At 38.7% G+C, this 26960-nt stretch carries 26 protein-coding genes and 3 tRNA genes; 4 read left to right on the top strand and 25 right to left on the bottom strand.

The genetic code is table 11. From position 1 onward, the window contains the following. Positions 1-611: 611 nt before the first annotated feature. The 18 genes from AC07YC_RS21975 to AC07YC_RS22060 all read right to left on the bottom strand — a co-directional run bounded on the left by AC07YC_RS21975 (position 612) and on the right by AC07YC_RS22060 (position 20361). Entirely contained in the window at positions 612-893 is a 282-nt protein-coding gene (locus AC07YC_RS21975; protein ID WP_494920443.1) for a hypothetical protein, read from the bottom strand. 195 nt (positions 894-1088) lie between these two features. After that, positions 1089-2591 carry a lysine--tRNA ligase gene (gene lysS / locus AC07YC_RS21980; RefSeq protein WP_494920444.1) on the bottom strand — a complete coding sequence of 501 codons (1503 nt, stop codon included), beginning with the start codon at positions 2589-2591 and terminating at the stop codon, positions 1089-1091. A gap of 178 nt (positions 2592-2769) precedes the next feature. Then, positions 2770-3810, bottom strand: coding sequence for a tRNA dihydrouridine synthase DusB (gene dusB / locus AC07YC_RS21985; RefSeq protein WP_336637207.1), 1041 nt, complete (start codon positions 3808-3810; stop codon positions 2770-2772). Positions 3811-3877: 67 nt separating this feature from the next. After that, positions 3878-4390: a 2-amino-4-hydroxy-6-hydroxymethyldihydropteridine diphosphokinase gene (gene folK, locus AC07YC_RS21990; RefSeq protein WP_494920445.1), complete on the bottom strand. Its 513-nt coding sequence runs from the start codon at positions 4388-4390 to the stop codon at positions 3878-3880. Then, positions 4390-4755, bottom strand: a complete 366-nt coding sequence (folB, locus tag AC07YC_RS21995) for a dihydroneopterin aldolase (RefSeq protein ID WP_336637205.1) — start codon at positions 4753-4755, stop codon at positions 4390-4392. The genes folK and folB overlap by 1 nt, the downstream gene beginning before the upstream one ends. Next, positions 4755-5609, bottom strand: coding sequence for a dihydropteroate synthase (folP, locus tag AC07YC_RS22000; protein WP_336637204.1), 855 nt, complete (start codon positions 5607-5609; stop codon positions 4755-4757). The genes folB and folP overlap by 1 nt, the downstream gene beginning before the upstream one ends. A gap of 13 nt (positions 5610-5622) precedes the next feature. Further along, complete coding sequence (gene pabC, locus AC07YC_RS22005; protein ID WP_494920446.1) at positions 5623-6462, bottom strand: aminodeoxychorismate lyase; 840 nt, start codon at positions 6460-6462, stop codon at positions 5623-5625. Continuing rightward, complete coding sequence (pabA, locus tag AC07YC_RS22010) at positions 6463-7044, bottom strand: aminodeoxychorismate/anthranilate synthase component II (protein ID WP_494920447.1); 582 nt, start codon at positions 7042-7044, stop codon at positions 6463-6465. It abuts the gene before it with no gap. Next, entirely contained in the window at positions 7041-8450 is a 1410-nt protein-coding gene (locus tag AC07YC_RS22015; RefSeq protein ID WP_494920448.1) for an anthranilate synthase component I family protein, read from the bottom strand. The genes pabA and AC07YC_RS22015 overlap by 4 nt, the downstream gene beginning before the upstream one ends. 150 nt (positions 8451-8600) lie before the next feature. Then, on the bottom strand, positions 8601-9530 hold the full coding sequence (cysK, locus tag AC07YC_RS22020) for a cysteine synthase A (protein ID WP_008180299.1): 930 nt from the start codon (positions 9528-9530) through the stop codon (positions 8601-8603). Positions 9531-9804: 274 nt separating this feature from the next. Then, positions 9805-10776 (bottom strand): peptidyl-prolyl cis-trans isomerase, encoded by a 972-nt coding sequence (locus tag AC07YC_RS22025; protein WP_494920449.1) that lies wholly within the window; start codon positions 10774-10776, stop codon positions 9805-9807. Beyond that, positions 10760-11641 (bottom strand): Hsp33 family molecular chaperone HslO, encoded by an 882-nt coding sequence (gene hslO, locus AC07YC_RS22030; RefSeq protein WP_494920450.1) that lies wholly within the window; start codon positions 11639-11641, stop codon positions 10760-10762. The genes AC07YC_RS22025 and hslO overlap by 17 nt, the downstream gene beginning before the upstream one ends. A 21-nt stretch (positions 11642-11662) precedes the next feature. After that, positions 11663-12430 carry a type III pantothenate kinase gene (locus AC07YC_RS22035; RefSeq protein WP_025116969.1) on the bottom strand — a complete coding sequence of 256 codons (768 nt, stop codon included), beginning with the start codon at positions 12428-12430 and terminating at the stop codon, positions 11663-11665. Positions 12431-12609: 179 nt separating this feature from the next. Continuing rightward, complete coding sequence (locus AC07YC_RS22040; RefSeq protein ID WP_494920451.1) at positions 12610-13443, bottom strand: aldo/keto reductase; 834 nt, start codon at positions 13441-13443, stop codon at positions 12610-12612. A 163-nt stretch (positions 13444-13606) separates the two neighbouring features. Beyond that, entirely contained in the window at positions 13607-15637 is a 2031-nt protein-coding gene (gene ftsH, locus AC07YC_RS22045; protein ID WP_336637197.1) for an ATP-dependent zinc metalloprotease FtsH, read from the bottom strand. Between the two features lie 281 nt (positions 15638-15918). Further along, entirely contained in the window at positions 15919-16461 is a 543-nt protein-coding gene (hpt, locus tag AC07YC_RS22050; protein WP_008180288.1) for a hypoxanthine phosphoribosyltransferase, read from the bottom strand. A 67-nt stretch (positions 16462-16528) separates the two neighbouring features. Continuing rightward, positions 16529-17935 (bottom strand): tRNA lysidine(34) synthetase TilS, encoded by a 1407-nt coding sequence (tilS, locus tag AC07YC_RS22055; RefSeq protein ID WP_494920452.1) that lies wholly within the window; start codon positions 17933-17935, stop codon positions 16529-16531. A gap of 41 nt (positions 17936-17976) precedes the next feature. Further along, positions 17977-20361 carry a SpoIIE family protein phosphatase gene (locus AC07YC_RS22060; RefSeq protein ID WP_336637195.1) on the bottom strand — a complete coding sequence of 795 codons (2385 nt, stop codon included), beginning with the start codon at positions 20359-20361 and terminating at the stop codon, positions 17977-17979. Positions 20362-20810: 449 nt separating this feature from the next. Here AC07YC_RS22060 and AC07YC_RS22065 point away from each other — a divergent pair. From AC07YC_RS22065 to AC07YC_RS22080, 4 genes are all read left to right on the top strand, one after another. Continuing rightward, positions 20811-20885 (top strand) — tRNA-Gly (locus tag AC07YC_RS22065). Between the two features lie 9 nt (positions 20886-20894). Further along, positions 20895-20971, top strand: a tRNA-Met gene (locus AC07YC_RS22070). Positions 20972-20976: 5 nt separating this feature from the next. Next, positions 20977-21048, top strand: a tRNA-Glu gene (locus tag AC07YC_RS22075). A gap of 143 nt (positions 21049-21191) precedes the next feature. After that, the gene (locus AC07YC_RS22080) at positions 21192-21443 is read left to right on the top strand and encodes a hypothetical protein (RefSeq protein ID WP_336637194.1); all 252 of its coding nucleotides are present in this window, start codon (positions 21192-21194) and stop codon (positions 21441-21443) included. A 90-nt stretch (positions 21444-21533) separates the two neighbouring features. Here the strand turns inward: AC07YC_RS22080 and AC07YC_RS22085 are convergent, their stop codons facing one another. The 7 genes from AC07YC_RS22085 to AC07YC_RS22115 form a co-directional block, all read right to left on the bottom strand. Beyond that, positions 21534-21971 carry a S1 domain-containing RNA-binding protein gene (locus AC07YC_RS22085; protein ID WP_008180281.1) on the bottom strand — a complete coding sequence of 146 codons (438 nt, stop codon included), beginning with the start codon at positions 21969-21971 and terminating at the stop codon, positions 21534-21536. A 134-nt stretch (positions 21972-22105) separates the two neighbouring features. After that, on the bottom strand, positions 22106-22510 hold the full coding sequence (locus AC07YC_RS22090; RefSeq protein ID WP_336637193.1) for an FtsB family cell division protein: 405 nt from the start codon (positions 22508-22510) through the stop codon (positions 22106-22108). A gap of 17 nt (positions 22511-22527) precedes the next feature. Beyond that, a complete protein-coding gene (yabQ, locus tag AC07YC_RS22095) occupies positions 22528-23019 on the bottom strand; it encodes a spore cortex biosynthesis protein YabQ (protein ID WP_336637192.1) in 492 nt (163 codons plus the stop codon). Further along, a complete protein-coding gene (yabP, locus tag AC07YC_RS22100; RefSeq protein WP_004229167.1) occupies positions 23016-23315 on the bottom strand; it encodes a sporulation protein YabP in 300 nt (99 codons plus the stop codon). Before yabP ends, yabQ begins: the two co-directional genes overlap by 4 nt. Positions 23316-23454: 139 nt before the next feature. Continuing rightward, positions 23455-23745, bottom strand: coding sequence for an RNA-binding S4 domain-containing protein (locus AC07YC_RS22105; RefSeq protein WP_008180273.1), 291 nt, complete (start codon positions 23743-23745; stop codon positions 23455-23457). Then, positions 23742-25211 carry a bifunctional methyltransferase/pyrophosphohydrolase YabN gene (gene yabN / locus AC07YC_RS22110; protein ID WP_336637191.1) on the bottom strand — a complete coding sequence of 490 codons (1470 nt, stop codon included), beginning with the start codon at positions 25209-25211 and terminating at the stop codon, positions 23742-23744. Before yabN ends, AC07YC_RS22105 begins: the two co-directional genes overlap by 4 nt. A gap of 9 nt (positions 25212-25220) precedes the next feature. Next, positions 25221-26843, bottom strand: coding sequence for a putative polysaccharide biosynthesis protein (locus tag AC07YC_RS22115; RefSeq protein WP_336637190.1), 1623 nt, complete (start codon positions 26841-26843; stop codon positions 25221-25223). Positions 26844-26960: the final 117 nt, after the last annotated feature.

A 26960-nucleotide genomic window follows, 5' to 3' on the forward strand; every position in this document is an offset into this window, starting at 1 on the left:
AATTTGATTAGCTCAAATTGTTTTGCTGGCATCAATTTTGATGTCCAAAATTTTGTTTTGTTCACTAGCTAGGCTAGCTACTAAAAACTTTATTGATTACGTTTTGCTTGTTCAGTTTTCAAGGTTCATTTAGCTGCCATGTTTTTTATAGCAACTCTTAAATTATAATACATTCGGTTATCATTGTCAACAACTTTTTTAAAAAGTTTTTCGTTTACAAGAGACAACTTTTAAATCTTATCACAACCACATTTCAATGTCAATAACTTTTTTCGTTAATTGAATCTTTATGATGATGTTGTTCTTACGTCGTTTTAACGACAAGTAATAATTTATCATGTTCATAATTACTTCGCAAGTGTTTTTTTCATAGAAAACGATATTATTGAAAAAACATGCATTAATAAGCTATTTTATACACTTACGAGAATGTAGTTTTTATATCATTCTCTGTTCTAACTTAAATGATTTGTTTTACTATACATTGCTTTCTTTTAAAACTCAACTAACTAAAAACTAAAACATATAAGCAGGAGTTAAAAGCATCTACTTTATTTCTCCTGCTTATTCAACTAAAAAACCTCATCGTTTGTTATACAAGCTTCGCGCTACTACTTTAAGCCATCATCCTGTGGATCAACTATATTTAAGCACCACAGGAAATTATCCCACGCGGAATACCAGCCACTAAAAATTTCAGAAGAATCATCCCAGCGAACTTCGAACTTCTTATGTCCGTCGACCTCTACTAAATATAAAGTAAGATTCTCGTCTTTTTTGGCAACTACTAATTTCATTCCATGCTCAAGTTCTTCTTCTGTAAATGGAACATCCGATACAGAACGTAATTGAGCCTGTTCAAATACTTGTTTGTTAATAATTTTGTAATTCATTATATGCCCCCAATAAAAATACTTCTTTTTTATCTACTGTCGTTTATAAAACATAGAACTATAAAAGTATAACCTAAATTTATTCCACGTTTAAACAACTTAATTTTTTTAATACAAAAAAGAGGAGAATTGCCTTATCCAGCAAATTCCCCTCTTCATTCTATTCTTACCTTACTGTTAGAAAAGATGCTACGACTATTTGGTAATATGACGCATTGTCGGGAATAATAATACATCACGAATGGAAGGTGAATTTGTTAATAGCATGATTAATCGGTCAATACCGATACCTAGTCCACCAGTTGGAGGCATACCATATTCCAAAGCTTCAATGAAATCATTGTCCATCTCATGTGCCTCATCATTACCAGCCGCTTTCTCTGCTAATTGTGCTTCAAAGCGCTGACGTTGATCGATTGGGTCATTTAATTCTGTGAAGGCATTTGCATGCTCACGACGAACAATAAATAGCTCAAAGCGATCTGTGAAACGCTCGTCCTCTGGATTTTTCTTTGCAAGAGGCGAGATTTCCACTGGGTGCCCATATACAAATGTAGGTTGTACAAGTGTTTCTTCTATTTTTTGCTCAAAGAATTCATTAATAATATGACCTACTTCATGAACATTCTTCACTTCTACTCCATGTTCTTTAGCAAGAGCCTGAGCTTGCTCTTTTGTCATCGGCTGCCAGAAGTCTACACCAGTCGCTTCTTTTACGGCATCAACCATGTGAACTCGTTTCCAGCCCACTGCAAGGTTAATTTCATCTTCTCCATATTGAACTGTAGTTGTTCCAAGAACTTCTTGAGCAACGTGAGCTATAAGGTTTTCAGTAAGAGACATGATATCTTGATAGTCAGCGTATGCTTCATAGAGCTCAATCATTGTAAATTCAGGGTTATGTCGTGTAGAGATCCCTTCGTTTCGGAATACACGTCCAATCTCATAAACCTTTTCTAAACCACCCACAATTAAGCGTTTTAAATGCAGTTCGATTGCGATTCGCATATATAATTCCATATCAAGAGCATTATGATGAGTAATAAATGGACGAGCAGCCGCACCACCAGCAATTGTATGAAGCATTGGTGTTTCTACTTCTAAATATCCAGAGTTATCAAGATAGTTGCGGATAGCACGGATAATTTTAGAACGTGCTATAAATGTTAATTTGCTTTCTTCATTCGTCATAAGATCTAAGTAGCGTTGACGATAACGTTGCTCAACATCCTGTAAACCATGGAACTTCTCTGGCATAGGGCGTAGCGCCTTTGTAAGGAATGTGAATTCCTCTGCCTTTACTGAAAGCTCGCCAACCTGTGTACGGAATACATTTCCTCGGATACCTACGATATCTCCCAAATCAGCTTGTTTAAATAATTCATACGCCTCTTCACCTACGTGGTCTTGACGAACGTAGATTTGAATTTGGCCACCCAAATCTTGAATATGTGCAAAGCCAGCTTTTCCTTTACCACGCTTCGTCATTATACGACCCGCAATAATAACCTCTTGCAGATTTTCTTCTAGTTGCTCTTTTGTTTGATCTGCAAATTGTTCCTTTACTTCTGTTGACAAATGCGTACGTTCAAAACGGCTACCAAATGGATCTTGTCCGTTCTCTAATATCGTCGTCATTTTTTGGCGTCTCACCAAAAGCTGGTCATTTAATTCTTCTATGTTTGACACTTGTTTCACTCCTTAAATAAATAGCGTTTACGTCCATAATATTTCTATTGTACACAATTTTAATGCTGTAATCATCTGTTTCAGTTTATTTTCAATACAAGTTAAGATAATTAATAATTCTAAAAATTAAAGCCCGCAAAAAAAAGCGTCTCTGGCAAAAACTTGAGACGCTCACTGTATCTTTATATTAAATAATTAATTCGTTTGCTTCTGGGATCATGAGATTGGACTCGGATTCTTCATACTCTTGAACAAGGCCATTTAATAACGCGCGAAGCTCTGCTGCCGTTTCTGTTTGGTTAATAGCGTTACGTGCTTTACCATTACCTCTAATTCCCTTCAAATACCAGGATGCATGCTTACGCATCTCACGAACTGCTATACCTTCTCCTTTTAATTGGAGCAGACGTTCAAAGTGAAGTAGACAGACGTCCATTTTTTCACGGACACTCGGTTCTTCCTTTAATTCACCAGTTTCTAGGTATTGAACTGTACGATAAATCATCCATGGGTTACCCAAAGCGGCACGACCAATCATCACTGCATCTACACCTGTAGTTTCTAGCATACGTTTAGCGTCCTGCGGCGTTTCTACATCACCATTACCAAGAACAGGGATTTTCACGTTTTCCTTTACTTGACGAATGATATCCCAATTCGCCTTTCCTTCGTACATTTGTACACGTGTACGACCATGAACCGCTACTGCTGATGCACCAGCACGTTCAACAGCCTGGGCATTTTCAATAGCGAAGATATGCTCATCATCCCAACCAATTCGCATTTTTACGCTAATAGGCTTTTTCACTGCATCCACCACAGCTGCTACCATTTCATACACTTTATTAGGATCTAAAAGCAAGCGGGCACCCGCTTCACATTTAATGATTTTATTAACAGGGCACCCCATATTGATATCTATAATATCAGCGGATGTATTTTGATCTACATACTTAGCTGCCTCTACTAATGTTTCTTTATCTCCACCAAAAATTTGTAGTGACAGAGGATTTTCTCGTTCATCGATATAAAGCATACCTAATGTTTTTTCGTTTTTTTGAACAATGCCCTTATCACTAATCATTTCAGCATATACAAGCCCTGCTCCGAACTCCTTAACAGTTAATCGGAAAGCAGAATTACAAATCCCTGCCATTGGAGCTAATACAACACGGTTGTCCATGACAATATCGCCAATTTGAAAGGGCTTCTCTGTTGTTTGACTCAACGTTGTCTTCCTCCTATATAGGCATGTACCTATTTATCCTTAATTTAAAATTATATAAAGCGCCTACCTAACTCACAATAAGCGGTTCGTTAGTCGGCTGCCACAAGTTTATACCTTCACGCTCACTGTCCATCTGTTGCAATAAATGATGCGCTTGTTGTAGCTGATCTCCGAAAGGTGCTGGAGTAATCTCTACCAGTGGCACTAATACGAAAGCTCGCTCATACATTCTTGGATGAGGAACAAGTAGGTTCTCTGTTTCAATATTCTCTTGATTGTAAAGTAATATGTCAAGGTCGATGATTCGTGGACCCCAACGAAATTCTCGCACACGCCCTAACTCTTGTTCAATCGATTGGCAAATCTTCAGCATTTCAGTAGATGTTGCTTCAGTTTTGAGATGAACAGCAATATTCAAAAAGTCTGCCTGATCTGTATAGCCTACTGCTGCCGTCTCATAAACAGATGAAACACGAACAACCTCAATGTTCTCCTTCTCTCTTAAAAGAGCAACAGCTTGTCGAAAGTTTTCATATCTTTCACCCATATTTGTACCTATTGATAAATAGACATCCTTCATTAAAAATCACCTCTCGTTACTTCAACAGACACTTCTTTGTAATAGCCATGGATTGGTGGGTCTGGCTTAATCAGCTCTACACGAACGCCTTTTATTTTTTCAGGGTATGTTGTTAAAATCACGTTTGCTATTTTCACAACAAGTGCCTCAATAAGTTTAAAAGGGTCTCCTTCTACAATTTCACGACACAAAGCATAGACCTCTGCATAATTTACCGTATAAGCGAGGTCATCCGTTTCTCCAGCCTTTGTCATATCTACAGCCAGTGAAACATTTGCTCGAAAACGTTGACCAAGTGTTGTTTCTGCCGCTAATACACCATGGTAACCATAAAACTGCATATCTTTTAAATGAATATAATCCATTATGCCTCCTCCTTATACAGTCGTTTCCCTACTAGCACATCAGCCATATGCGCTGCACGTGCCATTTCCTTTACATCATGAACGCGTATCATATGACAGCCCTTTTCAATTCCATAAACTACCGTTGCTCCCGTACCTTCAAGACGTTCTTCAACTGGTAGCTTCAAAACATTGCCGATCATGGATTTACGTGATGTTGCTAAAAGCACAGGGTAGCCCATCTCCACTAAATCCTTTAGGTGTTGCATCATGGCTATATTCTGCTCAGTGTTTTTAGCAAAGCCGATACCAGGATCTAGGATAATATGACGATCAGGAACCCCCGCTTGATGTGCGATCGCAATACTTTCATCTAAATCCGCTTTCGCCGTTGACCAAAAATCAACACCATAATCCATATTTTCACGATTGTGCATTAAAATTATTGGAACATGTAAATCAGCTGCAACCTGTGCAATTTCCGGTTCAGCTTTTGCTCCCCAAATATCATTTATCACATGCGCCCCCGCCTCAATGGCAGCTCGCGCTACGTTTGCTTTATACGTATCAACCGAAATAATCGCATCTACTTCTTTCAATAATGCTTGTATAACAGGTACAATACGTGTAATTTCATCTTCATCCGAAATACGCTCATAACCAGGACGTGTAGACTCTCCGCCTACGTCGATAATTTTAGCACCATCGGCCACCATTTTTTTCGCTTGAGCTACCGCAGCTTCAACACTGTTGAACTTTCCTCCATCAGAAAAGGAGTCTGGTGTAACATTTAAAATACCCATTACAAACGTTTCTTTTGTAAAGTCTAATGTAATACCATTTATCGTTAATGGCTTCATATATTTATCTAGCATACAAACGCTCCCTCTATCGTTGCTCCACTTCTTGAGCAAATGCATCATGTAAACGCATATATACAGGTCCTTTATTACCTAATAATTGCTGGTTCTCTATATGAATGATTGGTACAAGCTCCTGCACAGAATTGGTAATAAAGCATTCCGTACTTTGTCGTAAATCTTCCTTCGCATAAAAGCCTTCTCTTACTTCAAGACCAAGAGCACCGGCTTTCTTTATAACCCAAGCTCGAACAATACCAGATAGTATGCCTGTTTCCAAGGAAGGCGTATATAGTATATCATTTTTTACCCAAAAAACATTTGAGGTCACACCTTCTGCAACATAGCCTGTTTCCGTTAAAAAGAAACCTTCTTGCTGTGCCAGTGACGGCAGCTCGAAACGACCAAGCACATTGTTGCCATAATGATGTGATTTGACGCGCACCCCTTGTTCAGGTGAATTACGTGGTGTCGTAAGCCACTGAGCTGTCTTTTCAGTTCCACGAGGTGTATCCAGTAATTCTTTACGAAAGATAATGATATTGGGCCGCGTGTATTCTGTCGGCTGCAAACCAATACTATGTTCACCTGCTGAAACATTAAGACGGAAATAGCCATCCTGACCACCAGCTTGCTGATTTAATTGTTGCACAACTTCAAATAATACACTTTCAGGATAGGTTAAATGAATGCGATATTGTGATAAAGCCTGCTGTAATCTTTTCATATGTGCATCCCATTCAAATATTTGCCCCTCATATGTTCGGAACGTTTCAAAGAAGCCCAAACCATATAAAAAACCATGGTCAAAAGGGGAAATCCGCAAATTCTCGGCTGCCATATAGCTTCCATTCATCCAGCACTGCATCTATTTAACTCCTTCTACGTACATTTCTATAAATTGACGAAGGAGTTGTTTACCTTGCTCAGTCATAATAGATTCTGGGTGATATTGTACACCCTCTATTGGATAATCCTTGTGACGAAGCCCCATAATTTCTCCCTCTTCTGTCCAAGCGGTTACTTCTAGACAAGTCGGTAGCGTCTCTTTTTCTACAATAAGAGAATGATAGCGAGTAGCTTGAAACGGGTTTGGCATAGCTTGATGTAAGCCAACTTCAGCATGTAATACAGGGGATGTCTTCCCATGCATAAGGCGCTCAGCCTGTATTACCTGACCACCGAACACTTGTGCAATAGCCTGATGTCCAAGACAAACACCTAAAATTGGAATATTTCCCGCGAAATATCGGATAATATTCAGACTTTCACCCGCCTCATTCGGACTACACGGCCCCGGTGAAATAACTATCATATCAGGTGCAAGTTGTTCTATGTCCTCTATTGTTAATACATCATTTCGTTTTACTATTACTTCATGACCAAATTCGCCCAAATATTGTACGATGTTATAAATAAATGAATCATAGTTATCGATCATTAAAATCATTTTGCTCGCTCCTCCGCCATTGCCTTTGCCTGCCACATGGCCTTCGCCTTATTTAAAGATTCCTGATATTCTCTTTCTGGAACAGAATCAATGACAATACCTGCTCCTGCTTGAATATGCGCGACCCCATCTTTTACAAATGCTGTACGAATCACAATATTAAACTCCATGTCCCCTGTATAGCCGAGCCAGCCAATAGAACCCGTGTATAAGCCACGTCTTACAGGCTCTAATTCTTCGATAATCTCCATTGTTCGTATTTTTGGTGCACCAGTAATAGTGCCGCCTGGGAACATTGCACGGATAACATCAGCGTTTGTTTTGCCTTCCGCTATTTCTCCCCGAACATTGGATACAATGTGCATAACATGCGAATAGCGTTCAATGACCATGAACTCATCTACTTCTACTGTTCCATAGGTTGATACTCGCCCTAAATCATTACGCTCTAAATCCACTAACATCACATGCTCTGCGCGTTCTTTATCATTGTCAATTAACTCTTGAGCTAATGCTAAATCTTCCTCTTCAGATTTCCCTCTTGGACGAGTCCCCGCAATGGGTCTTGTTGATAATTCTTGACCCTGGCGTTTAACTAAAAGCTCAGGTGATCCAGAAACAACCGCAAAATCAGGGGCTTCCATATAAGCCATGTACGGTGACGGATTAAAGGCTCTTAATGCCTCATATACGTCCATCGCTGTCGCATTTAAGTTTTTAGATTGACGAACGGATAAATTGACTTGAAACACATCGCCTTGTGCGATATAGGTTTGAATTTTTTGCACCGCCGCCTCAAAGTCAGTCCCTGCGAATGACACAAGCAATTCACTCTCGTCATTGACTACTTCTATAGCATTGGTCTTTTCAAATTTACGCGTAGCAAGTCCTTCACGAGCTGCAACTTGCCAATTAGTAGCCCACTCTTCTAAGTCAACAACGCAATCTTCTAGCTTCATGAATGTGACCGTATTGTGTTTCACATCATGTACGGCCCAGCTATCAAACAAATAAAAATAAATATCTGGTATTTGTAGATCGTCCTTAGCTGTATTAGGAAGCACTTCAATAGTGCGCGCATAATCATATGTTACAAATCCAATAGCTCCCCCCTGAAAAACTGGAAGTTCCGCATTATAGGGAACCTGGTATTCCGTCACGAGTTCTTCCAATAATGCAAGAGATTCTCCTTGTAAAACTTCGCTTCTGCCATTTCTCCAATTTACTAAAAGTCCATCCTCTACTGATTGTGCGGTTGCTAATGGATTCCAAGCAGCTATTGTAAAATGACCACCTCGTCCACTTTCTAAAAAGACATGCGAATCTTGTGTCTCAGTTTGCTTTTTATAACTATAAAAAAATGAATCTGCATCCATCTCTACTGTTTTCGTCAAAATTGTCTTCAAGTTAGCTTTCTCCTTTTAAATCATTTAATGTGATTCCATCTTAACGTGAATATTACATAGATGCGAATATTTTTATAAGGCGTTATGAAATTGTGAGCACACTAAAAAAGACCCCTTATCAAGAAGGAGTCTTTTTTCTATTAACTTAAATTAGTCTTCAAATTGATAGAGAGGTGTTGATAGGTAACGTTCACCATTCGAAGGCACAATAGCAAGGACATTTGAGCCCTTACCTAAACGTTTTGCAGCTTCAATTGCAGCATAGATCGCAGCGCCTGATGAAATACCACATAAAATACCTTCTTCACGCGCTACTTTACGAGCTACTTCGAAAGCTACCTCGTTTTCAACAGGGAATACAGATGAATAAATCTCTGTATCTAAAACTGTCGGCACAAATCCTGCTCCAATCCCTTGAATTTTATGAGGGCCAGGTTGACCACCAGAAAGAACAGGTGAATCTTTTGGCTCTACAGCAATAATTTCAACATTGGGATACTTTTCTTTTAATACGGCACCTGCACCTGTAATAGTACCACCAGTACCAACTCCAGCTACAAATGCATCTAGTGTTAAGCCATCGAATGCTTCAACAATTTCAGGGCCTGTAGTTAGGCGGTGAATAACAGCATTCGCTGGGTTCGTGAATTGTTGTGGTAGGAAATAGCCATGCTCTGCAGATAATTCTTCTGCTTTAGCAATAGCGCCTTTCATACCTGCTGGTCCAGGAGTCAATACAAGCTCTGCACCATAAGCACGAAGTAAGTTTCGTCGCTCTAAGCTCATTGTTTCTGGCATCACTAAAATTGCTTTATAGCCTTTAGCAGCAGCAATCATCGCAAGACCAATACCTGTATTACCAGATGTCGGCTCGATAATCGTACCACCCGGTTGTAACGTCCCATCTTTTTCTGCCGCTTCAATCATGGCTAATGCTAAACGGTCTTTCACTGAGCTTCCCGGATTAAAATATTCTAATTTTACATAAACAGTACCTTCATTTTCACTTGTTGCATGATTTAATTTAACGATTGGTGTTTTACCAACTAATTCAGCTATCGAGTTCGCTAATCTACTCATTTAATAATCCACTCCCAATCCCTACTATTTTTATAGGTTTTACTTATTTTGTATTTTATCAATTTTTCCATTCGATTGTCAATAAATAAAACTTGTATTTTCAGAATATTTATCTACTGTCAATGGATGACGCATTTACTAGTCCACCTTACATCGCATTAAGACAAAAAGAATCTGCACCATTTGTCGGGTAAGTCCATTCTGATGACATCCACTGTCTGCAAGTTGTTTAGACTTATGCTACCCGCAAAGAACTTGCAGATTCTTTCATTTATTATTTTTCTTTTTTAGATTCTCCATAATACCATGTAGCATTAAATTCAGACCAAAACGCTTCAGGTGTAACAGATTGTGGCAACTGCTCTAAAGCTAATTCACGCTCGATATGTTCTTTCACATCGTCATATGTAAAGGATTGTCCCTCTAAAACCTCTTGCACCTGAACAATGCCATAATGACCATTATCTAACTTAAAGGCTTTACTTACCTCATTTGCCTTTGTAGATTTCACAGCATTAATAATGGCAGGATCCACGTTTTCCTGATTTTCCGTCAGGAAGCCAACATCCCCCCCTAAACTCGCCGAAGCACTATCTAAGGAAATCTCACGGGCTAGCACTGAAAAATCAGAGCCATTTTTTAACTCACCCAGCGCCTCATCAGCAGCTTTCTTGGCGTCAACCTCAATAAAATTGGTACGATAGCTTGTTTTTGTATTGTATAGTCCTTGATTTTCCTCATAGTACTTTTCAATACTCTCTTCACTTATCACTACATCTTTTGTGAGTACCTTATCTAAAATAAGTTGTGAACGAATTTTTTGGCGTAATTGCTCCGCTGAGAGATTTTGCATCGCTGTATCAAATTTATCTTGAGCAGAACGCATTAGGGCTAATTCGAGATCAATTTCTTGATCAGTAACTTTAATTTTATATGTCTTTGCTGCCTTTTCCATGACAGATTCATTGACCAAATTTTGCAGTGTTTCTTTGCCATATCGCTCTTCCATAGCAATCATCCACTCTTGGCGCGTGATCACATCCCCGTCAATGGCAGCGACCTGTTCGTCGCTACCAATTTCCTGACTTTTATTTGGGATAGTCCATGCAATGAACCATAAAATATTACCTAATAACAATACCGCAATGACAGCAAGAGCTGGTTTTGTTTTTAAACGGCGCTGTAATAAAGGGGTTTGGTTTGGTGTTGTAGTGGCAGAAGGTCGTCTATTACGATTTGAGCTCATCAATAAACCCTTCTAACTCTTCTTTTGAAAAATGATAGGTCTCTAAGCAGAAATGACATTGTGCATCTGCACTTTCATCCTCTTCAATCATTTCTTTAATTTCAGCTATTCCTAGACCTAAAATTGCTGCACCAAACCGCTCTTTTGAACATTGACATTTAAATTCAACTGGCATGGAATCTAAAATTTGTAGATGGCCATTTCCTAATACAGCTTCTAAAATTTGCTCAGGTGTAAAGCCTTTTTCAATCATTTTCGAAACTGGCTCTATTGTAGCAAGATGCTGTTCGATTTCATTGATTGTTTCCTCTTCACAGCCTGGCATTAATTGCAGAATAAATCCTCCTGCAGCAAGAACTGTGTTGTCCGGATTAACTAATACACCTAAACCAACTGATGAAGGTACTTGCTCAGACGTAGCGAAATAATAAGTAAAATCTTCAGCAATTTCACCTGAAACAATTGGTGTTTGGCCTGAAAACATATCTCGCAAACCAAGATCCTTAACAATTGTTAGAGCTCCTTCAGTCCCAACGCCTGCTCGCACATCTAGCTTACCTTGCTCGTTTAAATCGAAATGAACATGAGGATTCGTGACAAATCCACGTACTTCTCCACGTGCATTACTATCGATTACCATTGGACCAATCGGACCATTACCCTCAATCTTGATTGTAATCTTCTCTTCACCTTTTAACATAGCACCCATCATAACAGCCGCTGTCATAGAGCGCCCGAGAGCAGCTGATACAACTGGCCATGTATCGTGACGACGTTGTGCTTCTCCAACTGTGGCTGTTGTACGAGCTGCAAATACACGTACCTGTCCATTAAATCCTAAACCTCTAACTAAATAATCATTCATAAATGAAATGTCCCTCATTTCTTATTGGTTACGTTTATACAGTTTATATAAACCCTTTAACGTTAAAAACGGATCCACAACATCAATAATTTGCGTTTCCCCTGCAATTAGATTTGCTAATCCACCTGTAGCAATGACTAATGGCTCCTCTTTACTTTGTCCCTTCATCCGATTAACAATGCCCTCAACTTGTCCTACGAAGCCATAAAAAATTCCGGCCTGCATGGCGGAAACGGTTGTTTTTCCTACAATATGTGTAGGTCTTAATATTTCAATACGCGGTAATCTAGCAGCCTGAGTATAAAGAGCCTCTGTCGAGATGGTTATACCTGGCGCAATCGCACCACCCATATAGTCGCCTTTTTCATTTAAATAACAATAAGTTGTTGCTGTACCAAAATCAACTATAATACAAGGTGCTTTATATAAGTCTAAGGCTGCTATAGCGTTAACAATACGGTCAGAACCAACCTCTCGAGGATTTTCGTATTTAATATTCAAACCCGTTTTAACACCAGGACCCACTACTAGAGGTTTTTTTCGAAAATACTTCTGACACATTGCCTCTAATGAATACATAATTGGTGGCACAACTGAGGATATAATAATGCCCGTAATTTGTTCAAATGAAATGCCTGCATGATTAAAAAACGAAAGAACTTGCATAGCATATTCATCTTCTGTTTTATAAAGGTCTGTCACCATACGCCAATGGAAGGCTAATTGTTCGTTGTCATCATAAACACCTAACACAATATTAGAATTCCCTGCATCTAAAACTAAAATCATGGTTGACACCCCCATATCATCATTGTAACTTTCGCCAACCTTCTGTTACAACTTACATTATCCATCTAACTTGAAGTTACAACACTTTAGAAAATGATACCATACTTTTTATGCTAGGAAATAGTATTCCAACCTTCTTAAAAAAAGAGCATCCTCAGCTAGGACGCTCCTTAAGAAAATTATTTGAAATTAAATTTTTCTGGATCTGGACCACAGCGTAGACCGTCATTTAAAGCATCCAGTTGAGCCATTTCACCTTCTGTTAATGTAAAGTCAAAAACATCAAGATTCTCCACCATACGAGTGGCTGTCATCGTTTTTGGGATAGTTACAACGTTGTGCTGTACATCGTAGCGTAATACGATTTGAGCGGGCGTTTTGTCATACTTAGATGCTAACTCTTGAATCAATGCTTCCTCCAATAAGGCGCCGTTCATTAAAGGAGACCAAGCCTCTACTTGGATGTCCTTGTCTGTACAATAAGCACGTACTTCCTCTTGCGTTAAATGTGGATGGAATTCGATTTGATTAATAACAGGAATAACCGTAGTTTCTTTCAAAAGTTTTTCTAAATGTTGTACATGGAAGTTACTAACACCGATTGAACGCACACGACCATCTTGATAAATCTTTTCCAATGCCTTATAGACATCTACATAATTTGTATCAATGCCTGGCCAATGTACTAAATATAGATCCAAATAGTCTAATCCTATTTTCTCTAAGCTACTATCATAAGCGGCAAGTGTTTCTTCATAGGAAAGTCCATCGTTCCAAACTTTAGATGTTATAAATAGTTCTTCACGCGTAACCAAACCTTCTTCTATGGCTGCTCGTATTCCTCGTCCAACACTTTCTTCATTACGATATACTTGTGCCGTATCGATGCTTCGATAACCTTTCGCAATAGCCGTTTTTACAGCTTCAGCTAGGTCTTCTCCTTCTGGAACACGAAATACACCGTAACCAACCAAAGGCATTTTAAGTCCATTATTCAACGTTACAGTTCCCATGCGAAAACACTCCTATCCATTTGTCTTTACAAATACATCTTGTCTCCCACCATTTGTGCGAAGTCATATGTAGCTGTCTTCCACTAATATCCTAATGCTTTTTCATAATAAAAGGCAAAGAAAAAGACTGTTTACTCATTTTGCAGTAAACAGTCTTTCCAATTTATTCACGTTTTTCGTCGATACCCTTAGGTGGTTCATTTGATTCCTTGCCTTCTTTTGCAAGGTCTAAAGTTGTTGGGTTTGGCTCTTTACTTAATAGCTCTTTTTCAACAACCGGCTCACCAATCGTATCTAATGTTGGCTTCGTTTCCACTTTCGGAGTGTCATTCCCCTCAATGTTTTCGACAGCCTCTGGTGCTGGTAAAACACCATGATCACGTAAATGCTCGATTTCCTGCGCATTTAATGTTTCTTTCTCCATTAACGTGTTAGCAATTAAATCAAGTAACTCACGATTCTCTGTTAGGATACGTTTCGTACGCTCATATTGCGTATCAATAATTTTTTGCATTTCTTTATCAATTTCATAAGCTATAGAATCAGAGTAATTTTGGTCCGAATTAAAGTCGCGGCCAAGGAATACATTTCCACCCTGACTTGAACCGAATTGCATTGCACCAAGATTTTCACTCATTCCATATTCAGTAACCATAGCTCGTGCGATACTTGTAACCTTTTGGAAGTCGTTATGTGCCCCCGTAGAGACCTCGCCAAGAACGATTTCTTCAGCTACGCGACCACCAAGCAGTCCAGCAATACGGTCTAAAAGCTCTTGTCTTGTTGTAAAGAAACGTTCTTCCTTCGGTAACATAATAGCATATCCACCCGCTTGACCGCGTGGAACAATTGTTACTTTGTGAACTGTATCCGCTTCATCAAGCTCTAGACCAACAACTACGTGACCAGCCTCGTGGAAGGATACAAGTTTTTTCTCTTTGGCTGAATATACTCGGCTCGCTTTAGCTGGACCAGCGATTACACGGTCAGAAGCTTCATCGATATCTGCCATACTGATGGTACGTTTACTTTTACGAGCGGCTACAAGAGCAGCCTCATTAAGTAAATTTTCTAAATCAGCACCTGAGAAACCTGGCGTACGTTGTGCAACTGCTGCTAAATCAACTGTATCTGCTAAAGGCTTGTTACGTGCATGTACCTTAAGAATCGCCTCACGTCCTTTTACATCAGGATGTCCTACTGTAATTTGACGGTCAAAACGACCTGGACGTAATAACGCTTTATCTAAAATATCTGGTCTGTTTGTTGCAGCGATGATAATAATACCCTCGTTTGCCCCGAAACCATCCATTTCAACTAGCAACTGATTCAGTGTTTGTTCACGCTCGTCATGACCCCCGCCTAGACCAGCGCCACGTTGACGACCAACTGCATCAATCTCATCTATAAAGATAATACATGGTGCGTTTTTCTTCGCATTTTCGAATAGATCTCGGACACGTGATGCACCGACACCGACAAACATTTCTACGAAGTCAGAACCTGAAATTGAGAAGAAAGGAACGCCTGCTTCGCCTGCCACTGCACGTGCAAGTAATGTTTTACCTGTACCTGGAGGACCTACAAGTAAGATACCTTTTGGAATACGTGCACCAATCTCTGTGAATTTACGATGGTCTTTTAAGAAGTCTACAACTTCTACAAGCTCCGCTTTCTCTTCATCAGCACCTGCTACATCTGTAAAACGAACCTTTTTCTTTTGGTCATCATAAAGTTTAGCTTTACTCTTACCAAAGCTCATCACTTTATTACCGCCACCTTGAGATTGGCTCATTAGGAAGAAGAACAAGAAAATGATGATAATGAAAGGAATGATCCCTGTAAAGAATTGAATCCATCCACTCGTTTCTGGCGCTGCTAAATATTTAATATTACTATTTTTTTCCTTAGCAGCCTCATCGATGCGATCCATTAATGATTGGTTATCGCGAGGGATGTTCACTGTAAAGCTTTGACCCTTTTCATAACCTTTTAATGTACCTTCTACGACATAAACTGATTTATCAGGTTGAATTGTAGCACTTGTTATTTCTTTCTTATCTAGAGCTTGTTGGAACTCATGATAAGTTAACTCTTTCGTTGGTGAATTGCCACCGTTGAAAGTACCAAAAATACCGATAATCACTAGGAAAATCAGTAGATAGAATATGGTATATCGAAATATTCGATTCATCTCCAGCCTCCTCATTACAAACAGAAAAATTATAAGTAAAATCTTAACATATCATGATTTCATCATACAACGAAAAGCCCTACTTAAAAAATGTTTCGTTCATTTTTTGCTATTATCAAAACAGTTTTTAGGCCATCTTAATACATCCCAGCGTAATTGTACCTGTTCCATGGGCTCGAAATAGCTGAACATTGTGTCAAGATTTCGAATTATGTTAACCATAATGAAAAACACTTGACTGCGCTGGATGCCATAACTTTTAAAGCTGGTCGTTTTATATCTTAAAATGAATAAACTTCAGGTTTCAAGATACCAATATAAGGTAGGTTACGATATTTTTCAGCGTAATCTAAACCATATCCAACCACAAAGCCGTCTGGAACTTTAAAACCAACATAATCAGCCGATAGATTCACTTTTCGACCTGATGGTTTATCAAGTAATGTAACAATTTTAATGGATTTGGCTTTACGATATTTAAATAAATCTACTAAATAGCTTAACGTTAAACCACTATCGATGATGTCCTCGATAATTAATACGTCACGTCCTTCAACGCTCGTATTTAAATCCTTTAAAATCTTTACTTCTCCAGATGATACGGTAGCATTGCCATAGCTAGAAACATCCATAAAATCTAGCTCAATGAAAGAATCGAAACGCTTCATGAGATCTGTCATAAATGGCATTGCTCCTTTAAGTACACCAACAGCTAATGGGAATGCATCTTTGTATTCCTCTGTTAATTGTGCACCTAGATCTGCAATTCTTTCTTGCAATTGTTCTTCTGTAATCATTACTTTTTCGATGTCATTTTGTAACATATCGATTCCTCCTCGTGATGTATCAACAAATCTTCAACCAATTATGGTGAAATATTTTACAAAGACCTTAGTCTACGATGAGCACTGTATCATCGTTTGGTTGTGGAGTGGTTGAAAAAAACATCCCCATACGCACACCAATTACCGCTACCACCTCATCTGACTGAGAAATCAGTAACGGCCAGCTATTCCGCTCATTTAAAGGAATCTTTTCATCTATAAAAAGGCGAGATAAGCGTTTTGGCTGATCCATTCCTTTTAACAGCATTCTGTCTCCATCCTTGCGTGCTCGAATAGAGAGCGGAAGGTGGAGTTTGCTAGCGTTAAAATAAAAAAGTTGTGCAGTATCCGTCATCAATTCGGACGATAAATCGTGCAACTTGACTACGCATAAGCGTTTACCATTCGTCAATGTTGTCCACCCATTAGCAGCCGAAATAATTATTTTTTCAGAAGAAAGGTAGTCCTCTGTTGAACTATTCTTCTGAATCATTAATTTCCCGTAACGGCGAACTGCAAGGAAATCTTCAGGCAAGTGAATTTCAGCATACCCTGCTGTCGTATCACAAAGCTTTAAAATTGAAGTCAATAAAGCATAACTTTGTATCGTATTTGAATCTTTGTAAAGATAGTTTAATAGTATTAAAATGAGCCTCCTTTGTAAAGCAAGTGGTACCAATTGAAAAGCCTCAATTTCCATGCTATATGTATTTTCATTACTTCTTTTAATGGTTTTGGAAAATACATCTTTGGCTAATGTCATTAAAAAGGTATTGTCTTCTTGCAAGTGCGATGTAAAATGGGTCACTTGTTCGGTCACTCTCGGATTTTCAGCCTCCAGCAAAGGCACGACATGATGTCTGAAGCGATTTCGTACATAAGTATCTTTGGAGTTACTGACATCTTCTCGATAATTTAAACCTTTTCTAAGTAAATATTCCCCTATTTCAGTCTTTGTAACCGTTAAAAACGGACGAATTAATGATTTTCCTTCAAAATGTCGCTGAGGGCGTATGCCTTGCATGCTATTCATCGTTGCATTTTTTGTCAGGGCCATTAATACTGACTCCAGCTGGTCATCCGCATGATGTGCAGTTACAAGCTTATTCGCATTTGTTTTATACAAAACCTCTTTAAAATATCGATACCTTTCTCTACGACATATTAGCTGTGTATTTCCATTCTCCTGCGCCAGTATTGTTGGTATGGAGATCGCTGTGGCATGTAAATAAACGTCATTTTCATCACAATACTTTTGTACAAATGCCCTATCTTCAGCAGAAGCCTCTCCCCTAAGCATATGGTCGACATGTACTGCTTCCACCCGAATGTTCCAGTACTCTTGTGTTTGAACAAAATAATGGAGTAAAGCCATAGAATCTACTCCACCCGAAACGGCGATGAGAAGATGGTCGTCTTGCTGTAATAATTGCTCTTTTTCAATAAATGTCTTAACCTTTAATTCAAATGACAAACGCTTCTCCTCCCCTTTTCGATCTTACTTAAATGAAATGATTAGCTCACAGAATATTGAGCTGGTCTAAATACAGCCCATGTCGGAACAACATGTGTCACCTCTAACATGAGTACAGTACAATCATCTTCTATTTCAAAGTAATCTTGGAATGATTGCATAATCGTTGTTAGCTTTTCTTGAATAGTATTATTTGTACTGGCTACCTGCTGTGCATAAGCTAAAAATGTCTCCTCTTGCTCATCCCAATCGGCAACACTAGAAAACAGTCCATCTGAATGCATTAAAATGACATCCCCTGCCTTCAGCTTTCTTTTTTCAGCCTCAACCGCAGAAATCGATAGGAAACCTACAGGTGCTGCATTACTTTCAACCTTTATAACTTCCTTCCCACGCAAAATATAGGTCGACATTCCCCCAGCCTTCCATGACCATAAATCACCATGCTGTAAATCCACTAGTGCGAAATCAAGGGTTGCATACATATCATCCTGTTGTTTTAATGACATGACATAATGCAATGTATGCATTGCCGTTTCAGGATTCATATTGTAGTTAAGGCACTCTCGCATTAAATGTATTAATTTTCTACTTTCATGTTGTGCTTCTTTACTTTGCCCCATACCATCCGATAATAAAATGGCAAACAGACCTGGATGTAATTGGAAAAGTGCATGTGAATCCCCAGAATACAATGTCGCATCTTTAGACATGCTATATATATCATACTCTACTTCAAAGCTAATAGCTGATCTAAAGCATATTTGTATATGACGAAACGGCATTTCACAAGCCACTACTTTTTCAATTTCAAATGGCTCATTAAAAATTTCGTAAAGAATCGGCAAAATCATCCGTTCAGCCAATGTTGTATCTTTCTCCCAGTCGACACGGGCTGGCGCCAAAGCACAAACTATCTTTCTAGCCCCTGGTTTATTGTTAAGTACATCTAGCTGAAAGCATTCTATATGAGCATCCTTTAAGCGTTCAATGATGTCCTTTTCAACACTTACAAAAGAAATCGTATCCTCCTTCATCTCAGCAATTAATTGGTTTAAATGATTACTCATATCGCGGAGCTGTAGCGCAATCATTTTTTTACCATGAAAGTACTGCCCGTTAATACGTTCCCTGTATAATTCTGTATCCAACTCTTCAAAAATCTTTGTCGATTTCACGCATTTATAGCGGATTTGTTCTTCTACACGATGAATAGCTGATTCCTTACCTACTCCCTTCATATGAAACCAATCTGTCATCAGCTTGTCCATCCCATTATTTTGAGCTCCCCAGCAATGATCATGACGGAAACAGCTTAAACATGTATTCATCGGGGATACTTCCTTCGCTTCTTCAACTGGCGCGGTCATAAAACGATCAAATACCAGCTCCTTCATAAATTGCACGAAATGCTGAAAATGTTCTAATTTGTATGTGACGTGTTCAGTTAACCAATTTTGTCTTGCGAGTAAAATTTCCTCCCGTTGTGGGAAGAGCTTGTCCCTCACCTTATCTGAATATTTTTTAGGAATCGTTAGGAAAAGAACGCTTCCAATGGCAATGGAAGTGAAATACACACTATCTAATGGCAATGTTGCATCATAAAATAAAAAAAACACACTAGGTAAGATACTTCCGATTGCAACCCCGAATCTACCACCTTTAGCCCCCATACCTGCACATAGTCCTGTTAAGGTGGCAACAGATAGCATACCGGTAAAGGAGAGCTTAGCAACACCAATGAGCGTTCCTAATACCGCTCCGATTACTGTTGCTAACGGTACACTACCGACCAATGCACCAAAACAAATAAAAAGCTGCAATAAAAATATAGGGAGCGAAAAATAGCTAAACACAACTGCTTGCATCCCTGTAAGCATAGCAGCAAACACGACTAACCCTGACCCAAGCTTCTCGTAAGTCCAATGACTCGTAAACCATTCATATGAATTGACGAAAAGCACTTGCATAAATAGGGTCATAATTAGAGCTAGTGCCGCTTCACAGCCTACATAAAATTGTACAAGCACTGGTGGTAAGCCTTGATACATCGCCCCTTGCCACATAATTTGCACCAATAAAACAGCTAAAGAGACGGCAATACTTTGAGGAAGTCGCCAGTAACGGAAACGCATAATACATTCATACATGATAATTTGTAATGCTAAAATAACAACTTGTCCAAAGCCTAGGAAAAAACAGCCGAACAAACTTCCAAATAAAACGAATTTGGCGTACTCCCTATACTTTGTTCGAATAATTGCCCAAAAAGGAACTGAGAACGGTACTGCTGCTTCAAATACAACGGATTGAGCCAAAAAAAAGGATGTTAAAAAAAATAGGGTTCCTATGAAGACTTGCTTCTTTTTTATCCCTAATTTTCGGTCTTCTACATTTGCTGTATTATACCATTCAATACTTGTCATTTAATTATCCCCTTTCCCGCACTTTTGGCTATTATAAAGAATTATGCATGGAAAGATTGTCTGACGTTGGCATTAAAAAATATAAACATTTCGACGAATACGTATACATAAATACGCGAATTGGCAATAATTTCTTTTGTAATTGTCGGTCATTGTGGTCCTATATGAAGTTTTTTTGTTCCAGACAATATATCAGGTATCGTCTCCCCTTTAACATGGAATCTTCTAAATAGGCGTGCTATCAACTATTCCTCTCTCTTTTCAATGATTACGGTAAGACAATTCTACTTAAGAACAAAAAATCCGCTAAAATATCTTTATATAGCTGACTCTGTCTCATCTTGTTTAAAGAATTTTATTGTAAAATATATTTTTTGATATTTTTTTATTAATCTTCTTGACACTAAGACCAATGGCTTGTATTATTTAACTTGTTGCTTAAACGACATGCGGAAGTAGTTCAGTGGTAGAACACCACCTTGCCAAGGTGGGGGTCGCGAGTTCGAACCTCGTCTTCCGCTCCATAAAAAATTGGCGGCCTAGCTCAGCTGGCTAGAGCGTACGGTTCATACCCGTAAGGTCGGGGGTTCGATCCCCTCGGCCGCCACCATAGTAGGCCCCTTGGTCAAGTGGTTAAGACACCGCCCTTTCACGGCGGTAACACGGGTTCGAATCCCGTAGGGGTCATCTCAAATAGGCGTCTCAGAATGATATTCTGAGGCGCCTATTTTTTATTCTGCAATATGATATGTATAAGGTTGCACTATGTGACTACATATAAAATATGGCATACTACATATAAGATTGTATTTTTAGGAGGTTTATTTTCCTTGAGCGCATTAACTAAAGCTGCTTTAATTTGTGGAAGTGGCTCCATGATTATTCTTGTTTCAATACTTATTAATTTACCGTTTGTTGTTCAAATAATGTTGCTACTTTGCGGCCTTGCTGTAAGCGTATATGGCGTCTTTTTACTTGTTAAAATGGTTATTCGACCAGCAGAAAAAGCACCCCTTGCTCCTGCTGATGAAAAAGTAGTCACACCTATCAAAAAGAAAAAGGGACCTTCCTCAACTTTATAGGTCAGTCCACAAAAAAGGGATTAGCTTTTTATCAAAGCTAATCCCAGCTCTATATCATACACTTTTTCTACGATTAAAACAGTCAGCAAACTACCCTCTTCTAGCTCCGCGACCTCCGCGTTTTGACTCTGTAGCACGTTTAAGTGTTGCTAGACGTTCATCACTATCTTTTAAGAAGCGTGCCATTTTTTGCTCAAAATTTTCTTTTGGCTGGTGGCGGTCGTTACGATCGTTAGAGCGATTATCGCGACGTGGACGTGCTGGACGCTCAGGACGCTCTGGTCTCTCAGCTTGAGGCTTTGCTTTACGGATTGAAAGACCGATCTTTCCGTCCGCTTCAACATTCATCACTTTTACTTCAACTTCATCTCCAACTTTTAGATGCTCATTGATATCTTTTACATAATTGTCAGCAACTTCACTAATGTGAACTAAGCCTGTTTTGCCATCTGGCAGCTCAACGAATGCTCCAAAATTTGTGATTCCTGTTACTTTACCTTGTACCTTGCTGCCTACTTCAATTGACATAAAAAAAATGCTCCTCCTTAAAAATTAAGCGACTCTTTTGAGCCATGTAATCATTTTAATTAAACTTTTTACTGCTATAAGCTTCTCTTTTCATTATATATAACTAAAAAAGAGTGTCAACAATACATAGCTTTTCAGTCGTCTTTTTTATCTTCCTTATCTGGAATTATAAAAATAACCTCACCTTTTTCAGACAAGTAATACTCTTTTCTTAATAGTTTTGCGATATATTCATCATCCTGTAATTGTTTGATTTTAAGATTTAAAGAATCCTGTTCCTCTTTCAATACAGAGAGATGCTGTTTCGCTTCTTCCTTTGATTTCTCTTTGATTGCTAATGTTTCCTGTTGGTTGTATAGCACATTTAAGAGAAGGGCGATAATAATGACTGGCACAATCGCAAAAAAGACAATACGGCGTAATTTACGTTTCCGTGCCTGCTGCTTGCGATTTATAGCTTTATCCGTGTTACGGACATAGTCATTATCAAGCTTTGTAAAGTTCTGTTGTTCATCATTTGATGAATGACGTCTAGTCATGCCCGCACCTCCGAAAATTATTGTTGCTTTTTATTATACTTCAAATATCGTAACTTTTTAAAAAAAGTGTAGGACAAATACGAATAAATTTTGACAAAAGGTCTTATAACAAACATTACTATATTTAATAAAAACTGCAAAATATGTCGAATAACCGAGACGATGAAGCGCACAATGAACCAAAAGGGTCTCCATGTAATATTCACCAAAACTCTAGCTATGAAACGTAAAATAGTTTGAAAAAATGATTGATACAAAAAAATTCCGGCTATTTGCGCAAGCGGGTCGTATGCCCGCCATGCGCCGTCTTTTAGCCAAAATAATAAATAATATGTCAGCCCTCCAAGTAAAATCCATGTTAATAATTCAAAAATCATCATCCACTTTCGAAGGCTTGACCTTTTTGGAGTTGAAAAAACAATAAGCCTTACACTATCAATAATGAAACCAACTGCAATACCGCTCAAAACCATGACAATTAATTGAAAGAATTGTTCACTAACAATCATCCAAATAACTTATGAAGGAAACCCTTCGAGAAGCCACTTTCCTCCTCGTCGTACTGTAATGTTTTTACAGTTCCTTCAAGTGTCAATAATCCTTTGTCAACATCTAAATGAACGATATGCAGTTCCTCTCCACGGATTAACAAATGCCCTTGGGACGTCTTAATGAAAAACTCTTCCTGATCAAAGCGTTCAATTGATTTTACGGAAGTCATGTCCATTCTTTTACGATTACGAATCGTTAAAATATGCTCTCCAGATGGAATTGTGTAACGATTACTTTCTTGATGTAGCGTCATTTTTTTCCTCCTTTAGTCGTCCTAGCTTCTGTTCACTTTATGCGGACAACCATCAAAGCATGACAACTTTATTTAAGTTGTCTATTACTTTCATCCATAAATGGAGGCAGGAACAACATTAGGATGCTAAAAAAGAAATTTATTCTTCATCATCTATAAATTCAGGCTCAATTTTTTCTAGTCTCTCTTCTTTCAAAATGGTAAACATTTTGGCTGCATCTTCTTTTTTCACTGTCTCACGTATTTCTTCTACACGTGCTGTTACTATTTTTTGACCAAATCGGATAGCCAGTTCATCTCCAGCTTTTACTGAGCTGCTAGCTTTCGCTACCTTCTCATTGATAGTGATACGCCCCTGATCTGCCACCTCTTTAGCTAAAGTACGACGTTTGATTAAACGTGAAACTTTTAAAAATTTATCTAATCTCATAGTTCTTTCTCCCTTTCTAGTTGCTTCGCTTCATTCCAGAACCTATCTAATTGATCTAAAGTAAAGTCAGCAAATGATTTTCCACTTGCCTTTACTTGAGCTTCCACATAGCCAAATCGTCTAGCAAACTTTTCATTGGCATGCAGGATTGCCTCTTCTGGAGATAATTTATAAAAACGCGCTAAGTTCACTAATGTAAATAATACGTCACCCAATTCATCAAGTCTGGATATACTAGAGCCATTCGTCACCTCATGGCGAAATTCCTGCCACTCCTCCGCAAACTTATCCCATGCACCTTCTACATCCGGCCAGTCAAAGCCTACTTTGGCAGCTCTATTTTGATAGTTAAAGGCTGTCTGTAGCGCCGAGGATGCCCTATACTCCCCATCTAATAGTGGTTTATCAGTAATGCCCTTTTCTTCAGCCTTTATAGCCTCCCAATTGGCTACAACATCATCAGCATCCTCCACTGCGACATCTCCAAAGACATGTGGATGGCGACGAATCATTTTCTCACTAACAGAGGCTAAAACATCTTCAAGCGTAAAGTATCCTTGATCTTCTCCTATTTGTGCATGTAAGAATACTTGTAAAAGCACATCTCCAAGTTCTTCAATCATTGCAAAATCATCTTCAGCATCTACAGCAGCTAAATATTCATGAGCTTCTTCGAGTAAATATTTTTTCAAGGACTCATGCGTTTGCTTTTGATCCCATGGACAGCCATTTGGACCTCTTAATGTTGCAATTATGGTACGGAATGTTGTCCAATCTCTTAAGGCCTCTTCCTGTGAATGTACAGGTGGCACATAGACGGTTGTTAAATTATTAACTTCCACACTTTGATCGAGTTCATAGAGTGGCACAGTAACAATTTTTTCTTGTGAAGATCCCGCAGCTGTAACTACAGTCACCGGGTACTCGTCCTCATATTTTTCCATCAATGTTAGCTTCACTTCTGAAGCACTAAATGTATCGTACACTTGGGCGATTAAGATATGCTGACGCATGTTGATGTCATGCATGGAAAAGCTAGTGCCATCCAGCAATTGAAAACCTTCAATCGGATCAATTTTCAATGCACCAAAAATCGGATCCAAGAAGCTTTGTCCACCTTCTATGACAAGATTGAAAGTTCCCTCATCCGCTGCTTTTATAAGCAATTGCACTGTTTGTTCTGCAACCAATGGATGACCTGGTACCGCATACATACTATCCTCTATAGCTGTAGCTGCTATAAGTGATTCTGCAATTTCTGCATATACTGGCTGAAATGCGTCGTGTTTTTCATAAACTTTGTCAAAGCTTTCGAACGTTATACCTTCTGCCGCTAATTCCTCTAGTACTGGATGATCGACTGTCCGAACAAATAATTTTTTAGCAGCTTTCAATTTCTTATAAACGCCCATTTGCAGCTGATTAAAATCCCCTGCACCTAGACCAATAATAGTTAAAGTATTCACTATTTCCACCTACTTCTTTGAATTTAGCCATAGTTGGTAAACGGCCATTCTACGTCCGAACGGCAATAAATACCACTCTTTTTCTACTAACACTCGTTTCTTCGCAATCATTGTCAGCATAACAAACGCTCCCAAGCCTACTGCAGTAAATCCTGCGATCACCGCTACTGAACGTGATGACAATACATGGCCTAAAAAAGCAGATACCATCTGTAGCCATACCAATACGACCACTGCCATACTTATTGATGCGAGCCCCACTTTTTTATAAAATTCGGTGGGTGCTAATTGAATACCTGTCATTGTTTTTAAATAAACAATAAGCAAAAATGCTGTTAATAGTAAGCCTATATCATTTGCAATAGCTGCTCCTAATACACCAAGCCAGCCTATCAAACGAACATTTAATATTATTTTTAACACAAACCCTATCATTAAGAATAGTGCTGGCTTCTTTAATTTTCCATAGCCTTGTAAAATGGCTGTAAATGTAAGAATAATCGACAAAGGCACGATTTGGAATACATACACAATTAATACTTCGGATAATGTATTAGTTTTAAAAAGCATTTCATTTAAATAGGGCATAACAAGCATTAATCCGAGTGAAGCAGCCCAGCCAAACAAAATAGACGCTTTGTATGTTAATTGGATAAATGGAATGGCACTTCGCCCTTCTTGTTTTTTCGATAAATGAGCAACAAGTGGAACAATTGCAAGGGATAGCGAGGATGCGATAACAACGCCTAGTTGTACGAGGGGCTGTCCACGATCATAAATCCCCTTGGTTTCTTTAGCAACTGTAGAGTCCATACCGTGATCGATTAATAACGAATAGATCGTAAAGGAATCAACTAATTGATAGCCTAGTAACAAAAGGCCACTCATACTTACACTTAAGCTAAGCCATGTAACCTCTTTAATAATCGGTAAGCTTTTAGCCTTGTGTAGACGTAGATGCACACGGAATAGCCCAAAGCGTTTAGAAAAAATATAGGCAAGTAATAATAATGCAGTTATTTCCCCTATGACTGTACCAATAACGGCCATTTTCCCCGCAGCATATAGTGATTTTGTGGTAGTCATAATGACAAAGGTTCCTGTTAAAATAACGGTTACCCTAATCGCCTGTTCAACGACTTGAGCATAAGCAATAGGCTCCATAATCCCTCTAGATTGAAAACCGCCCTTCAAAATAGCAAGCGCTGGCATTACCAATACTACAAGGGAGCCCGTGCGTATCAATGGTGCCAGTTGAATATCACCCATCAACTGGGCTATTTTTTCAGCACCTCCAAATAGGACAGCAAAAAACAATAATGAGAGTATCGTCAAATAACGGAAAACGACACGCATGATCATGCTTCTTTTTTCATTACGTTCTATTGTATCAACTATGCAATCATTATCTGCAAGCATTTTTGAAATGGCTACAGCAAAGCCACTAGATGTCCAAACAACGAAAATTGAAATGACTGGATATACCTGTTGATAAATATAAAAACCTTCATCACCAACTAGATTTTGAAAAGGTACACGGTAAAAGGCACTAAGTACTTTTACGATAAGGGCAGCGATTGTTAATAAGGCCGCTCCCTTCATGTAGCTTTTCATACCAAAACGTTGCGACATAAATTGCCCTCTTTCCTTCTTAACAATGCCAATAGTATAGCATATCTAAAAAGTTTGACGCGCCAGGCGACAATACTGTTCCTAATTTGACCCATATTTATGTACGCAAAAAAAGTT

The organism is Lysinibacillus sp. GW247-5R2A (assembly GCF_059424475.1).

Coding starts and splice junctions, on each gene's coding strand:
- AC07YC_RS21975 (WP_494920443.1), bottom strand. CDS start 893: ATGAATTACAAAATTATTAACAAACAAGTATTTGAACAGGCTCAATTA.
- folK (WP_494920445.1), bottom strand. CDS start 4,390: ATGAAGGATGTCTATTTATCAATAGGTACAAATATGGGTGAAAGATAT.
- folB (WP_336637205.1), bottom strand. CDS start 4,755: ATGGATTATATTCATTTAAAAGATATGCAGTTTTATGGTTACCATGGT.
- folP (WP_336637204.1), bottom strand. CDS start 5,609: ATGCTAGATAAATATATGAAGCCATTAACGATAAATGGTATTACATTA.
- pabC (WP_494920446.1), bottom strand. CDS start 6,462: ATGCAGTGCTGGATGAATGGAAGCTATATGGCAGCCGAGAATTTGCGG.
- pabA (WP_494920447.1), bottom strand. CDS start 7,044: ATGATTTTAATGATCGATAACTATGATTCATTTATTTATAACATCGTA.
- cysK (WP_008180299.1), bottom strand. CDS start 9,530: ATGAGTAGATTAGCGAACTCGATAGCTGAATTAGTTGGTAAAACACCA.
- AC07YC_RS22025 (WP_494920449.1), bottom strand. CDS start 10,776: ATGAGCTCAAATCGTAATAGACGACCTTCTGCCACTACAACACCAAAC.
- hslO (WP_494920450.1), bottom strand. CDS start 11,641: ATGAATGATTATTTAGTTAGAGGTTTAGGATTTAATGGACAGGTACGT.
- AC07YC_RS22035 (WP_025116969.1), bottom strand. CDS start 12,430: ATGATTTTAGTTTTAGATGCAGGGAATTCTAATATTGTGTTAGGTGTT.
- AC07YC_RS22040 (WP_494920451.1), bottom strand. CDS start 13,443: ATGGGAACTGTAACGTTGAATAATGGACTTAAAATGCCTTTGGTTGGT.
- ftsH (WP_336637197.1), bottom strand. CDS start 15,637: ATGAATCGAATATTTCGATATACCATATTCTATCTACTGATTTTCCTA.
- hpt (WP_008180288.1), bottom strand. CDS start 16,461: ATGTTACAAAATGACATCGAAAAAGTAATGATTACAGAAGAACAATTG.
- AC07YC_RS22060 (WP_336637195.1), bottom strand. CDS start 20,361: ATGACAAGTATTGAATGGTATAATACAGCAAATGTAGAAGACCGAAAA.
- AC07YC_RS22085 (WP_008180281.1), bottom strand. CDS start 21,971: ATGTCAATTGAAGTAGGCAGCAAGGTACAAGGTAAAGTAACAGGAATC.
- AC07YC_RS22090 (WP_336637193.1), bottom strand. CDS start 22,510: ATGACTAGACGTCATTCATCAAATGATGAACAACAGAACTTTACAAAG.
- yabQ (WP_336637192.1), bottom strand. CDS start 23,019: ATGATTGTTAGTGAACAATTCTTTCAATTAATTGTCATGGTTTTGAGC.
- yabP (WP_004229167.1), bottom strand. CDS start 23,315: ATGACGCTACATCAAGAAAGTAATCGTTACACAATTCCATCTGGAGAG.
- AC07YC_RS22105 (WP_008180273.1), bottom strand. CDS start 23,745: ATGAGATTAGATAAATTTTTAAAAGTTTCACGTTTAATCAAACGTCGT.
- AC07YC_RS22115 (WP_336637190.1), bottom strand. CDS start 26,843: ATGTCGCAACGTTTTGGTATGAAAAGCTACATGAAGGGAGCGGCCTTA.